The organism is Flavobacterium rhizophilum (assembly GCF_046000485.1).
GTDB lineage: Bacteria > Bacteroidota > Bacteroidia > Flavobacteriales > Flavobacteriaceae > Flavobacterium > Flavobacterium rhizophilum.
On sequence record NZ_JBELQB010000010.1, the window covers coordinates 84,362 to 97,916 of the forward strand.

Consider the following 13,555-nt stretch of genomic DNA (forward strand, 5'->3'; position numbering starts at 1 on the left):
AGATTGATTAACTAAATAACAATGAATTAGGTATGCTGGAGTATTTTACTACAAGGTGTATTAATAATCTATAATTTAAAGCTTGGGCAACATGAGAACATTTATCATAATAGTATTTATTATATCTAGCCTGAAGCTTAATGCACAAAGTGTAGTTAATGGCGGATCAGGGCAGGGGTTAGTAAGTCTTGTACCTGATAATGGCTTTGAATTTAAAAGCGGATTTAAAAACATAAATCCTGAAACAAATCTTGGTTTCTGGCGATTAAGGATATTACCTGAAAGATTATCTACTGGTTTACAGGAAGTCAAGGTAACTTTTGAGTTTTCAATTGATAAGCCTGTTAAGATTAGAGGATATAATTCAAGCGGAGGAGAAATGCTATATAATCCTTCTGATTTTCAGGTTGTATTGAGTGGGAGTATGAACTTTATAATTGAAGGGCAGTATACAGATCCCATTACAGGAAAACAATATACTTTTAACAATAAGAAGTATGTTTCGCAGTTGGGAAATAGCACCATTAACGGGGGACTTTTTACTTATGGGCCTGAAATAGTAACTGCCATAGGGAAATTAAAGATTACTCAGGAGGCCGACCCTCTTGCGGCCTTTTTAAGTAAGTTTAAAGTTCAGGTTACTTCTATTAAGGCAGTATCAAGGAATTTAAGGGGGTTTAAGGATTTAGATAATAAAATTGGAAAGTTGCTTGAAACAGGAAAAAGAGAGGCCGAAAATAAAGCGCAGGCAGACTCGTATTTACGTCAGGGACATGTACAGTATGGAATAGCAGATTACAAAGGTGCAAAAGAGTTATATCAAAAAGCTTATCTGTTAAATAAAGACCCAAAGACATTGGCTTTAGTGGAAGATGCCGACAAAGCTATTCTTAACAAAGCTGAACAGGAACGGCTACAGAAGGAAACTGCAGAGAAACAGGCTAAAGAAAATAATGTATCCCAAGCCTCGCCCAATGCATCACTTACACAAACAACAATAAAATCTAATAACAACACAGCATCTACTTCATCATCTAATCAGTCTAATAAAAATACAGCTTCAAAAAATACTTCAAATTCTAACACCACTTCAAATTCGTACAGGAAGGAAGAAACCACTAAAACCTATGAGCAAATGCTGTATGAAAGAGAGGTTTATCAGCGTCAGCAAAAAGAGAAGCTGCAACAGGCTACTAATCCCGGCGGATATTATATGGAGAAAAGCGGAGTAAATGCTTATTTTGATGCTCAAAATGAACGTATTAAGAAAGAATATGCAGAAAAGGAGGCTCGGGAGGAGCGGGAGTGGCTCGCACGTAAGCGTAGGGAAGAAGCAGAAGAACGTAGGTTACAACAGGAATATGAGGAGCGTAGACGTAAAGAGGAAATTTTTAGTAATAAAATAAAAAGCCTCAATGCATTCCTAAAGGAACATGGTTATTATTCGGGAGCCACCCTGCCCAATTCCTCTTTAAATGTTAACAGTGATAAGCTATATTATTTTGCCTACTATACTGATCATGGAAGCCATACCCGAATAGAAGATGCAAAACTTCAAATCACTAATGTATTTGCCATTGGTCGTTATGCTGATGGTTCATGGCCTTTACAGGATGCTATAAAAAGTGAAATAAACAAGCTCGTAAACCCCTATTGTATATATAGAGGTTACTACACGTCAGAACAGGCGGCAGCAGCTGAAAGAAATGCTTTTATTACAAAATTTAAAGCAGAAGGTGTTACAGTAACAGAGAAATACTATGAGGGTAAAAATACTAATGTGGCTTCCCGGAATACCGATGTAAAAGTAGATTATTGGGGTAATCCGGTAAAAAAAACGGGCAATCCGTCACCTGAAAAGAAGCAAAGTACACCTGCAAAAAAACAAAAATTAGATTATTGGGGTAACCCAGTGAAAAACTAATAAATACTAAGCTATGAATAAAATATTCATCATTATCTGTTTACTCTGTGCCTTTTGTACAACAAGTGTTAAAGGACAAAATACTCTGGCAAAACTGGAATATGAAGAAGCTGAAAAATGTTATCTGAAAGGAGATTATGCAAATGCTGTAACAAAATTGCAGGTGCTGGAAGATAAAGGATTTAAGAATCCAAAAGTACTTCATTTGAGAATTATAGCAAGAAGCTGTTTTGTTTTAGGTATATCCCGATTAGATTATATTCTGTCTGGTTTTTTAATGTTGGAAAAATTAAATAATGAATGTGATTTTTATTTAAATAATTATGACATAGAAGGGTTAGAAGATAAGTACAAAGAGGTTTATTTTATTAAAAAAGAACTAAGCAAATTTCCGCAAACACAAGCGGCATGGGATGCAAGGGTTGCAGAAATAAAAGCTGCAGAAAAATCAAAAAAGGATAAAATAATTAAGGAATTCCTAAACAGTTTTGTTTTGGTAGAGAAAGGGAGTTTTTATAAAAATGCAAAATCTTATGGACTGGTATACCGTAAAAACGGATATAAGGATACTACTAATTATCGTCCTGTAAAAACTACGGTAGCTAATAGTTTTTATATTTCAAAAGCAACCATAACTAATGAGTTATACTGGGCATTATATCAAACTCCGGTTTTTTCTTATGTTACGGTATCGCCGGAGTACAGAAATAGGTCGGACAAAGATGCTATGTATGAACACCCTGTATTAGGTATACTAACCAAAAATATGGAACTGGCTTATCCTAACGATTTGTATGTAACTTATCCCAAAATGAAAGCATTTATAGAAAAAATTAATGCAGTAACAGGAAAAAGTTTTCGTTTACCAAGTGACGATGAGTGGGAGTATGCTATGCGTGGCGGGCAAAAACAACGGCTGGTAGAAACTAAATATGTTATAGGAGGAAATAAGCGAAAGGGGTTTAAATACCGCTATGTATACACCTATAAAAACAGGACGCAGTTTGCCGAACCAAACGAACTTGGTATGATTTTTTATAAGTTAAGTAGCCCTGGCGATAGCGGGGTGTCCCAGTCAGAAATGGTAGCAGATAAGGTTTATAACGGTTATCCGCCATCATCACAATCCATAATAGGGCGCGGTATGGCACACGGGCGCACCTACCTTATAGAGGAATTATGGAGATATACACCTAAAGAAGGAGGATATAATCCTGACAAGGATAGTAAAAAATTTCGTTTGGTAATGGATGTTGATACTGGTAGTATTTTTGGGGATAATTCCGGAGCCGAATCAATGCCTGATAGTAATGGATATATACATACTAAAACAGGCTTAAAATATAAAGTCACAAAAAAAGTGAACATTGGAAATACCGTTAAGGACGAAAGTACATATGCTATACATTATACATGTAAATTGAGTGATGGTAAAGTTATTGATGACTCTTACAGTAGTGGTGATCCACCTTTGTTTACCATTACTAAAGGAAGTCTGATTCCGGGTTTTTATGAAGGTGTCAAATTACTAAAGCCAGGTGAAAAAGGAACTTTTGTTATTCCTCCTGATTTGGCTTATGGTACAAAAGGAAAGGGAATAATACCTCCGGATGAAACCTTGGTTTTTGAAATAGAGGTATTATATCTTGTAAAATGAAATGTAAACACCTCTTATCTTTTGAATAGAACAGCTTAGAGAGATTTAGACAGTATTGATTTTGAAAGTTTGATGTTAGTTTTTAAAAGATATATTATTCTCAATATTCTCTTTTCAGTGATTTATTTAACCTTTCAATATATTCTTTTCTCTCAACTAACTGATTGATTTCAGCCTCAAATGTTCTGGTCTTATACAAATTAGGGAATGATAGTTTGTTTTTAGCAATTGAATTTGAAATCAAAATATTGAAGTAATTATAGGTTATAATCACTTTTTGTAAAATGTCGGTCTCAATAATTTTAAAACCAATTTTTTCTGCTGTTCTCTCATTTATAATGTAGCTTGTTCCGTGAATTTTAATTTGATTATCGTTTTTGTGCTTTTCTATGAAAGACAAAAGACCTTCTAAATACTGCTGGATTATGAAATCTGTCCTTTGTTTACCGTTCATTTTTCTGTCAATTACGAAGTAGTAATCAAATAAAGTTCCGCCGTGAATTTTAACTACATTATTTTTAGGTTTTTCAGTTAGAAATAAAGATGAATAATAAATAATTCTTCCGCTTTTCTTTAAGCTAGGCAGGTCGAAGAAAGGAGCTACTATAGATAGGGTTATTGCAAACATTAAAAACCCAATCAGGTATATTCCTGAGTATATTGATATAATAATTGAAAAACCTATAATTGTAAGAGAAAGGACAGCGATTAACAGTAAAATTCTGTTTTTCTCGTTGTTATTTTTGTTGTAAAATCTATGATTCAATTGTTCTATAAATGGATTTTTATAATTGTAAAGAGCATTTGCTTTGTTTTTTTAAGCTATATGGTCTGTTGATTTTTCAGTTCATCACAAATGTATAAAAAAGCATTTACGCTTAACTAAGAACATAGATTTCCTTTGTTCTAACCGCATCAAATTTTGGATTGTTCTATCCTGTTAAAAAAATCATTCTTGTAGGTGTCACCCAAGGGTAGGCACTTACTGTTAATCCATACTTCATTATTGTCGGTTTTCTCAATTTTACCTATAGCTGCAATAAAAGACTTATGTATTTTTATAAACAATTTATTGGGCAGGTTTTCTTCAAAATATTTAAGGGTGTTATAGGTTACCACCTGTTCGCTTGAGGTATGTAGTACTACGTAGTTTTTTATACTTTCTATATAGTTAATGTCTTTAATTTCTATACGTTGATAACGGTTCTTACCATCAGTTTTTACAAAGAAATAATCATCTTTGGTATCATCGGTTATCTTTACATTATCTGAATCTGTATTTTGCTTACGTATCTTTTCTACAGCAGCTATAAAACGGTTAAAGGGGATGGGTTTTAGCAGGTAATCTGCCGCATTCATTTCAAAACCTTCTACGGCAAACTGCGGATAGGCGGTGGTAAATACAATTTTCACTTTATCTTTAATAATTGCCGAAAGCTGAATACCGGTAAGGTCGGGCATTTGTATATCTAAAAATATCACATCGGGTTTATGCTGTTCTATAAGGGCAAGAGCTTCAACCGCACGGGTACAGGAACCCACACACTCTATGTCCTGCAACTGCTCAGTATATTTTTGCAGCAGGCGTATTGCAGGCGGTTCGTCATCTACTATTATACAGGTTATAGTATTACTCATTAGCTTAATGGTATGATAAGTGTTACATTATAATACTGTGTATCCTGCTCAATATTAAGGCTATGATTTTCAGGATACAGGATATTTAATCTCTGGCTGATGTTTTTATTACCTATACCGTGCTCATCATAACTTTGTGTGACACGGTACTTATTGTTTACGGTAAAGATAAGCCTTCCCGATTGTGTTTTTGCCTCTACAACAACAGGATTATCATCATCATCGGTAACACCGTGTTTAAAGGCATTTTCAACGAAATGTATCAGTAACAGTGAGGGTATTTTGTAAGTACCAAAATCATGAGGGTGTATAAAGGTTACAGCCACTTTGCCGTCAAACCGTCTTTTAAAGAGGTCTATATAGTTTTGAAGGAACAGTATTTCATCTTTTAACAGCACCATATCATTCTCACTTTCGTAAGTAACATAGCGAAGCATTTCAGAAAGTTTCAGGATATCGGCAGCTACGGTGGGATTTGTATCATACAAATCAGAATAAAAACCGTTTAGCGAATTAAACAAAAAATGCGGACTTAATTGGTTTTTAAGCGACTGTAATTCGGCCTGCTTTTTTTCTACAATTAGCTGGGTAACCTGCGTGTTGGTATTCCACATGTATTTCATAAAATATCCCACAAGACTAAAGAGCAGTATCCTTATAGAATAATAGGAGTTATCATATATGTAATACAGAGGATCGAGATCGCGCATATCATAATTATGATAGCCCGTTATTTTAAAAAGTATCACCTCTTCATACACAAAACGTATGGCAGGGAATAATATTATAAGTCCGAATTGTGCTACTATCAATAAGCGCCATCTTTTATTTGGAATTGTCTTTGGGCAGATAAGCAGGTAATTACTGTAAAAGATAAGGAGCTCCAATAAGAGGAAGCCTAAATTCTGTAAAATACTCCATGTTGTATCTAAATCTTTATAAACCGTTATGCTCTTTAAAAGCTGTTCAAGCCCTACGAAAAGGAACCAGAATATAATATGGTAAAGTATTTCTTTTTTCTTGCTCATAGTGCTAAAGTAGTGCTTATGCTATATGTATGCTGACATATTGTTTAAACAGGTAAAAATACAGTACAAATACCGTTTTTAAGACAACGAACCCGAAAATAACATGTTATAAACGTTTTGTTTTACAAACAGGCGGGTTGGTACCAAAGGTGATTTATCCTGAAACAGGCAACTTAATATTGCTGTATAAAATTAATACAACAATGAAAAAATTACTACTTGTTACATTTATCCTTTTTACCTCATTACCGGCACTGGCTCAGGTTACTATTAAAGGCGTGGTAAAAGAACAGAATGATACCCTTGTTTCTTTTTCTTCGGTATATATTACCAACGCAGATACTATAATTGCTTACACAGAAACCGATGACACAGGAAGCTATACGCTTAGCATCCCAACCAAATTTACAAGTGGCACCTTTACCGTAAATTCCCTTGGCTTTACTACTTATACTCAGGAAATCAGTATGACTAATTTGCCCCGGGAAATAAATGTTATCCTTACTCCGCAGCAGGAACAGCTTGACGAGGTAGTAATAAATGCACGCCAAAAGGCAATAACCATGAAAGGCGATAAAACGATACTGAATGTTGTGGCCGCGGGTATTGGTAACGGTAATAACGGGCTTGAAACCATAAGCCTTGTACCGGGAATGCGTCTTGATAAAGATGAAAACCTAGTGTATAGGGGCAGTGCTGACCTGCAAATAATGATTAACGGAAAAAAAAGCCTGCTAACCGGCGATGCCCTACGTGAATACATCAGGTCTTTAAAAGGTAGTGATATTAAGTCTATTGAAATTATAGCACAACCTTCAGCTCGATATGAGGCAGCTGGAACGGCGGGCATAATAAATATTATACTGAAGAAGAGCCGTAAGGCAGGGCTTTCCGGTAGCGTGAATACGGCAGCATATTATGGCGAATATTTTAAAAGCCAGCAGGGAGGAAGGCTGTTTTATAACGATTCTCTGTGGACGGTTACGGCAAATGGCTCGTATTATAGTGGTGAGTCTGTTAACCACAGGCACATAAAGCAATCCATAGCTACTGAAGAAGGCGAAAGAATTATTGACCAGTATAACACTTGGTTACCGGTTACAAAATCAGGTAGTTTTAACGCTGCGGTTGAGCGTAAGATTGTTCGGAATCAGGTGATTAGTACCGAGTGGCAATATTATAAAGTTAGCTGTACCGAAATCACTAACGGCTATACCAACGAATACCTTAACAGTATACCACAAAACAGAGTAAACCTCAGTCAGCACTTTAATACGCCCGAGAACCGTGTAACCGGTAATCTTTTTTACAACTTTACATCAGACAGTCTTACCACCAAGCTTGATCTACAGGCAAATTTTGCACAATACAGCACAGAGCGAAACGGTTTTCAGCGTAATGATTATGCCGACGGGACATATCTGAATCTGGAAGGCAAAAATAAAACATCATATACCATTGCTAATGTTCAGGCCGATTTTAACCACAAGCTGTTTCGCAACATAAATCTTGAGACCGGTGCCAAGTATGCCCACGTAAAAATGAACTATTACAACGGCTATGAAGCTAACAATACAGCCCTTTTGTTTATACCCGACAGCCTGCTGGTAAATGATTTTAAGTATGATGAAAAACTTACCTCGATATATGCTCAGGCCTCAGCCGAGTTTGGTTCATGGAATTTGCAGGCAGGACTTAGAGCCGAGTATTATAGGTTTACGGCAGTATCACCGCTAAATGCACAGGTAAATAAAGGTGAATATACCAACCTGTTCCCGTCGTTTTCATTTGGTTACAGGAATGAAAACCACCAGTACCAGTTTAGCTACAGCAGAAGGATAGGCAGGCCTGATTATTTATCACTTAACCCTTATTATCAGTATATAGATGCCTATACGCTGCAAACAGGAAATCCTGCACTAAGCCCACAGTATTATAACAGTTTTCAGGTTAATTATATCTATAAAAGCATGCTTAACCTTAGCCTCTATGGATATTTATTTAAAAACGGTTTTACACAGGTTATTGATTATCAGCGTGACCAAAACTATAATATTACTTATGAGGCTAATGCAGCAAACGGCAGCAGGTTTGGTTTTTCGGCTTCTGTGCCTTACCAGCCTGCTAAATGGTGGACTGTACAATTGAGCTTAGATACATACCTTAACAGTGAAAAATCACACATTAAAAACTTTGCCTACAATGGCACAGGCTTTGGTTATAATATTAACCTATACCAAGCTGCTGAGTTAAAAAATAACTGGAAACTGACTATAACTGGTTTTTACTACGGACGCTCCAGTACACCAAATGGTTTTTCTAAAGCTACCTATGACATCAGCCTTTCGGGTAAAAAGAGTCTGCTGAACAAGAAACTTGTACTTGCTGCCGGATGTTCTAATATATTAAAGAAAAGTCTTTACAATCATACCACCCAGGTTAACAATGTGTCTACAGACTGGACTAACCGTTGGGAAACCCGTCGCTTTTTTGTACAGGTTACCTATTATTTTGGTTCAGGCAAGAGTAAAGAGATTAAATCTACATCGCTGGATGAGGAAACTAACAGAATATAATAAGTATATATATGAAAAAAAATGCTCTTGAAAGTGATGGTATTATTTATTTTGTGGTATTAACAGTGGATCGTAGTATCGCTTTTTTATGTTTCTAAGATATTTGTTTTGTAACAAACAGTCTTAAATTTTATGAAGGCAGAAAATAAAAAAGCCCCGCAAGTTGCGGGGCTTTTAATTTTTGGTGGGGAGAGCAGGATTCGAACCTGCGAAGGTTTCCCAACGGATTTACAGTCCGTCCTCGTTGGCCGCTTGAGTATCTCCCCATGCCGTTTTAGACATGCATTATTGTTTAATGCGGTGCAAATATAGTACTGTTTTCTTACTAAACAAACATATTTTAGGGTATTTTGAAAACTATTTTTTAAATGGCTGAAATCTAAATAAATAAAAAGGACTTTTTATTTATTGAACGTTATCTTTAAATTAAAAAGTGCTGATAGCTTTATATTTTAACCTGTGTATAGTATTTTTGTACCGTGAAAATAAGACAGGAATCCTGCTTTAGATCTTCAAAAACTTTACTCCCCCATAACCAATGTTAGAAACGAATATAGATAAAGCTATTAAGGCCACTTACTTTAGTATTATAGGCAATACCCTGCTGGCATTATTTAAAGGTGCGGCGGGCTTTTTTGGTAATTCGTATGCGCTTATTGCCGATGCGATTGAATCGACCACCGATATATTCTCGTCAATACTGGTGCTGTTTGGTATTAAATATTCCACACGCCCGGCAGATGAAAACCACCCGTACGGACATGGAAGGGCAGAAGCACTTATTACTTTTATTGTAGTAGGTTTTTTGATTACGGCAGCTACTGTTATTGCTTACGAGAGTATAGTGAATATACAAACACCACATGATTTGCCTAAAAGCTGGACACTAATTGTACTGGGAACTATTATTATTTGGAAGGAAATATCATTTAGGATGGTGCTTAGAAAGAGTAAGGAAACCAACAGTTCGGCTCTTAAAGCCGATGCCTGGCACCATCGTAGTGATGCCATAACATCGATAGCGGCATTTATAGGTATCTCCATAGCGCTTTTTTGCGGAAAAGGGTATGAGTCGGCAGACGACTGGGCAGCGCTGTTAGCCTCAGGTTTTATTATTTACAACAGTTATCTTATTTTTCGACCTGCACTGGGTGAAATAATGGACGAGCATTTGTATGATGATGTGGTTGAGGATATTAGGGAAGCATCGGTTAAGGTAAAAGGTATACTGGGTACCGAAAAGTGTTTTGTAAGGAAAGCAGGGATGGTATATCACATAGAACTTCATGCTATTGTTGCTGCCAATATTACCGTTAAGGAAGGGCATAGGCTGGCACATGAACTGGAAGATTACCTGCGTAAGCAAATCACCGGGGTAGGGCGTGTGCTGATACACATAGAGCCCGATGATTACAGCTGAATTAGAAAGGTAGAAAACTAAAGGAATATAAAACAACGTTATAGAAATATAGCGTTGTTTTTTTATTTTTATACAAATTTAAAACCATGAAACCAGCCTTACTCGTTTTGTTCTTGGGACTTTGTCTTATTTCCTGTAAAGATAACTACAGGCAGGCTATGTATCATGTTTCGCCTTATGATACGCTTGATATTCCTAAAGGGACTTCTGCCGAATGTATTGAAAAATCTAAAGGATATTTTAAGGCTTACGGGTGTATGGTTTCATCTTACTATAGGGTTATAGATGCAAAACCCATGGATGTAAATAACGATGTTTTGACAGATACCCTTGTTATAATTTCTCCGCCATCATTAAATCTGGATTATCCCGGATTTGATTATTGCGGGGAAGATAACCGTAAACTTGCTGTACTGCTTAATGTTGACGGGAAGAGGAGCAGGATAGGTCGTGTGTATGATAATGTGATATGTAACGAAGTAAGCCGTGCATGGGGAGGTTATGATACATTTGATAAAAAAGCCGATAATATGGTTTTATACCACGATGCCGGGCAAGGTTGTAAATTTGAGTACAAAATTTACACCTCACTGGTGCAACAGGAGTTTTATATTGATAGTATTTATTATTACTCTAAATGCCTGGGAGATGGTAAGCCAAATGGGAATGAATATACTTTGACCTACGAGCAAAGACTGCCTTTGCAATATTATAAAAGAACTTTGACAGATTCAATACGTGAAGTTAAAGGAATATAAGAATCCCCGCTATAGCGGGGATTCTTAATTTATATTAAGATTATTCAGCTAAAAGCTCTTTTATTTTATTCTTTAGTTCGGGGTATTCAATATCACGTGCAACAATAACACCTTCTGAATTTAGCACAACAACTTCGGGTATACCTTTTATGCCATATTCCTTAACTATAGGGTCGTCCCATCCGGTATAATTAGTAATATGCTGCCAGTTTAGGTTACGTTCTTTAATCATTGTGTTCCATATTGCTTCGGTTTCCTTATTGTCTAAAGAAACTCCTATAATATTTAGTCCCTTATCGTGAAACTCGTTATAAATGCTTACCAGTTTTGGTGTTTGCTGAATGCATGGTCCGCACCATGAAGCCCAAAAATCTATGATTGTAACTTTTCCCATAGCTTCTTTTAAAGAAAGAGTTTCTCCGTTTGGAGTTGTCCCTTTAAAATCAGGAGCCAGGGTGCCAACAGCAGTTTTAGCTCTGGCTTTTTCCGTTATCCCCATGCTCTCTATTTCTTTGCCCACTTTTTTGCCTCTTTTGGTTTCCTTTACTTCCTTGCCCAGCATTTGGTAAAGGTTATTAAGCGTATCAAAGTCTTTATCTGTTTTATAACGGCAGTAGGAGCTAAATGCTAAAAGAGATACTTCAGAGTCAGGGTGCTCCTTCATGAAGTCACTGTACTTGCTGTAGTTTTTGTTGTAAAAATTATCAAATATATTTTTAAGCCTTTTTTCGTTAGCAGTATCTTTTTCCTTAATCGCTTTCATATAATCATCATTGTAGGCGTTGTATATTTTAGAATATTGGGAGGTGATCTTCTTATCCAACTGCAGGTATTCATAAATTGCATCGTTGTTAAGAGTACCGCTAATTACTGAGTTAGAAACGGTGTCTTTATCGACCTTAATATCAATAGCGCCTTTTTCAATATACACGGCCATAGGTTCTTCCTCTTTTCCTTCAATGTAAAAGAACCCGCTTTTAATACTGTCTGTAGTGCCCCTAAAACTGAATTTACCATTTTCTATCACGGTAGAGTCTACCGTTTTTATAGCCAGAATACTTCCGTTATTCTCTTTTAAAATAACATGTCTGCCATTAAAAGAAGGGTCTACAGTACCCGCAATAAGGTATTCGTTTTCTTTAAGGTTGTTGCAGGAAACAGCCAGTATAGCTGCACTAACAAGTAATAAGTTTTTCATAACAATTTAGTTTGGTAAGATGTAAATATTTGAAAATAAATATACTAATTATTGTAAAACGAAAAAAGCCACACTATAGTGTGGCTTTTTGTTTATGGTTTTTGGTAAAAACTATTCGGCTAAAAGCTCTTTTACTTTTGCCTTAAGCTCTTCACCTCTTAAATCACGGGCAACGATAACACCATTTTTGTCCAGTATAACCGTAGCAGGTATAGATGTAACACCATATTGTTTTGCAATTGGTTCGTCCCAACCCTGAAGGTTAGAGATGTGCTGCCATGTAAGATTATCTTTCTCTATGGCACCTTTCCATTTTGCATCGTCTTTATCCAGTGATACTCCGATTATGTTAAGTCCTTTACCGTGCAGCTCATTATACATAGCTACTACATTAGGATTTTCTTTACGGCATGGTCCGCACCATGAAGCCCAAAAATCGATAATAGTTACCTTACCTTTTGCCTCTTTAAGCGAAAGTGTTTTTCCGTTTGGAGTTGTGGCTGAGAAATCAGGAGCTGTTTTACCTACTTCGGTAGCTTCCATAGCTTTTTCATTTGCCAGCATCTGGTTAAGGTAAGTTTCTATTTTCTGACCCATTTCGGTTGCTTTCGGCTCCGGCCCCATTTTGTCATATACCGGTTTTAAATCTTTTGCTTTTACATTTTGATCTCTCAGTATAATAGGGAAAAGTTCTACACATATAACACTGTTAGGGTTTTCTTCAATAAATGCAATATAGGTTTTGTTGTATTCTTTGGTAAGTTTTGAATATTCTTCTACAATCCTGTTTTGGGTTTCTGTATCACCTTCTTCCTTGGCTTTGGCAAAGTTGTCCATGTGCTCATTTTTAAAAGCCAGCTCTTTATTACCAACTTCAACAAGTATTGTATTTAGTTTAGCCAGTGCATTATTGTTTATTGTACCGCCTACTACTGATTTTGAAATATCTTCAGCATTAACATTTACTGTAATATTTCCCTTTTCGGCATAAACAGCAATTTGCCCGTCCATTCGTTTTTCTTCAAAATAAATCAGTCGCTGTTCCGGCTTGTCTGATACACCACTAAAGGTGAATTTTCCATTTTTTACTATTGTTGAGTCCAGTTTACTCATTACTTCCTCAGTAATAGTTTTTGCCAGATATACTTTCTGTCCGTTAAAATCAGAATTTACTGTCCCAACAATTTTAAACTCATTTCCAACCAAATCAAGCCCCTTAAAGGACATGATGGCCAAAACGGTTAAGGTGATTACAAAAATTTTTTTCATAGTGTAAAGGTTTTGATTTGTTACATAGGTACGCCTAAGTTACTAAATTATATTTATAAAAAAAGGCGCAGGGATTAACTGCGCCTT

At 36.1% G+C, this 13,555-nt stretch carries 10 protein-coding genes and 1 tRNA gene; 5 read left to right on the top strand and 6 right to left on the bottom strand.

Annotated elements, in window-relative coordinates; all coding sequences use genetic code 11:
* The first annotated feature begins 91 nt into the window (after nt 1–91).
* Nucleotides 92–1,924 (top strand): hypothetical protein, encoded by a 1,833-nt coding sequence (locus ABS768_RS13500; protein WP_408075482.1) that lies wholly within the window; start codon nt 92–94, stop codon nt 1,922–1,924.
* Nucleotides 1,925–1,937: 13 nt separating this feature from the next.
* Nucleotides 1,938–3,581 carry an FKBP-type peptidyl-prolyl cis-trans isomerase gene (locus tag ABS768_RS13505; protein WP_408075483.1) on the top strand — a complete coding sequence of 548 codons (1,644 nt, stop codon included), beginning with the start codon at nt 1,938–1,940 and terminating at the stop codon, nt 3,579–3,581.
* 100 nt (nt 3,582–3,681) lie between these two features.
* Here ABS768_RS13505 and ABS768_RS13510 read toward each other — a convergent pair whose 3' ends face one another.
* The 3 genes from ABS768_RS13510 to ABS768_RS13520 all read right to left on the bottom strand — a co-directional run bounded on the left by ABS768_RS13510 (nt 3,682) and on the right by ABS768_RS13520 (nt 6,247).
* Nucleotides 3,682–4,347 (bottom strand): hypothetical protein, encoded by a 666-nt coding sequence (locus tag ABS768_RS13510; RefSeq protein ID WP_408075484.1) that lies wholly within the window; start codon nt 4,345–4,347, stop codon nt 3,682–3,684.
* A gap of 149 nt (nt 4,348–4,496) precedes the next feature.
* A complete protein-coding gene (locus ABS768_RS13515; protein ID WP_408075485.1) occupies nt 4,497–5,219 on the bottom strand; it encodes a LytR/AlgR family response regulator transcription factor in 723 nt (240 codons plus the stop codon).
* The gene (locus ABS768_RS13520) at nt 5,219–6,247 is read right to left on the bottom strand and encodes a sensor histidine kinase (RefSeq protein ID WP_408075486.1); all 1,029 of its coding nucleotides are present in this window, start codon (nt 6,245–6,247) and stop codon (nt 5,219–5,221) included. Before ABS768_RS13520 ends, ABS768_RS13515 begins: the two co-directional genes overlap by 1 nt.
* Nucleotides 6,248–6,450: 203 nt before the next feature.
* On the opposite strand from ABS768_RS13520, the gene ABS768_RS13525 reads away from it, so the two are divergent.
* Nucleotides 6,451–8,823: an outer membrane beta-barrel protein gene (locus ABS768_RS13525; protein WP_408075487.1), complete on the top strand. Its 2,373-nt coding sequence runs from the start codon at nt 6,451–6,453 to the stop codon at nt 8,821–8,823.
* A 182-nt stretch (nt 8,824–9,005) separates the two neighbouring features.
* On the opposite strand, the gene ABS768_RS13530 is transcribed toward ABS768_RS13525, so the two are convergent.
* Nucleotides 9,006–9,089: transfer RNA gene (locus ABS768_RS13530), tRNA-Tyr, on the bottom strand.
* 272 nt (nt 9,090–9,361) lie between these two features.
* On the opposite strand from ABS768_RS13530, the gene ABS768_RS13535 reads away from it, so the two are divergent.
* Together ABS768_RS13535 and ABS768_RS13540 are read left to right on the top strand one after the other, a co-directional pair.
* Nucleotides 9,362–10,243 carry a cation diffusion facilitator family transporter gene (locus tag ABS768_RS13535; RefSeq protein WP_408075488.1) on the top strand — a complete coding sequence of 294 codons (882 nt, stop codon included), beginning with the start codon at nt 9,362–9,364 and terminating at the stop codon, nt 10,241–10,243.
* An 86-nt stretch (nt 10,244–10,329) separates the two neighbouring features.
* Nucleotides 10,330–11,001: a hypothetical protein gene (locus tag ABS768_RS13540; protein WP_408075489.1), complete on the top strand. Its 672-nt coding sequence runs from the start codon at nt 10,330–10,332 to the stop codon at nt 10,999–11,001.
* A 40-nt stretch (nt 11,002–11,041) separates the two neighbouring features.
* Here the strand turns inward: ABS768_RS13540 and ABS768_RS13545 are convergent, their stop codons facing one another.
* Both ABS768_RS13545 and ABS768_RS13550 read right to left on the bottom strand, forming a co-directional pair.
* The gene (locus ABS768_RS13545) at nt 11,042–12,199 is read right to left on the bottom strand and encodes a redoxin family protein (protein ID WP_408075490.1); all 1,158 of its coding nucleotides are present in this window, start codon (nt 12,197–12,199) and stop codon (nt 11,042–11,044) included.
* 111 nt (nt 12,200–12,310) lie between these two features.
* Nucleotides 12,311–13,468, bottom strand: a complete 1,158-nt coding sequence (locus tag ABS768_RS13550; RefSeq protein WP_408075491.1) for a redoxin domain-containing protein — start codon at nt 13,466–13,468, stop codon at nt 12,311–12,313.
* Between the last annotated feature and the right edge of the window lie 87 nt (nt 13,469–13,555).

Coding starts and splice junctions, on each gene's coding strand:
- ABS768_RS13500 (WP_408075482.1), top strand. CDS start 92: ATGAGAACATTTATCATAATAGTATTTATTATATCTAGCCTGAAGCTT.
- ABS768_RS13505 (WP_408075483.1), top strand. CDS start 1,938: ATGAATAAAATATTCATCATTATCTGTTTACTCTGTGCCTTTTGTACA.
- ABS768_RS13515 (WP_408075485.1), bottom strand. CDS start 5,219: ATGAGTAATACTATAACCTGTATAATAGTAGATGACGAACCGCCTGCA.
- ABS768_RS13520 (WP_408075486.1), bottom strand. CDS start 6,247: ATGAGCAAGAAAAAAGAAATACTTTACCATATTATATTCTGGTTCCTT.
- ABS768_RS13525 (WP_408075487.1), top strand. CDS start 6,451: ATGAAAAAATTACTACTTGTTACATTTATCCTTTTTACCTCATTACCG.
- ABS768_RS13535 (WP_408075488.1), top strand. CDS start 9,362: ATGTTAGAAACGAATATAGATAAAGCTATTAAGGCCACTTACTTTAGT.
- ABS768_RS13540 (WP_408075489.1), top strand. CDS start 10,330: ATGAAACCAGCCTTACTCGTTTTGTTCTTGGGACTTTGTCTTATTTCC.
- ABS768_RS13545 (WP_408075490.1), bottom strand. CDS start 12,199: ATGAAAAACTTATTACTTGTTAGTGCAGCTATACTGGCTGTTTCCTGC.
- ABS768_RS13550 (WP_408075491.1), bottom strand. CDS start 13,468: ATGAAAAAAATTTTTGTAATCACCTTAACCGTTTTGGCCATCATGTCC.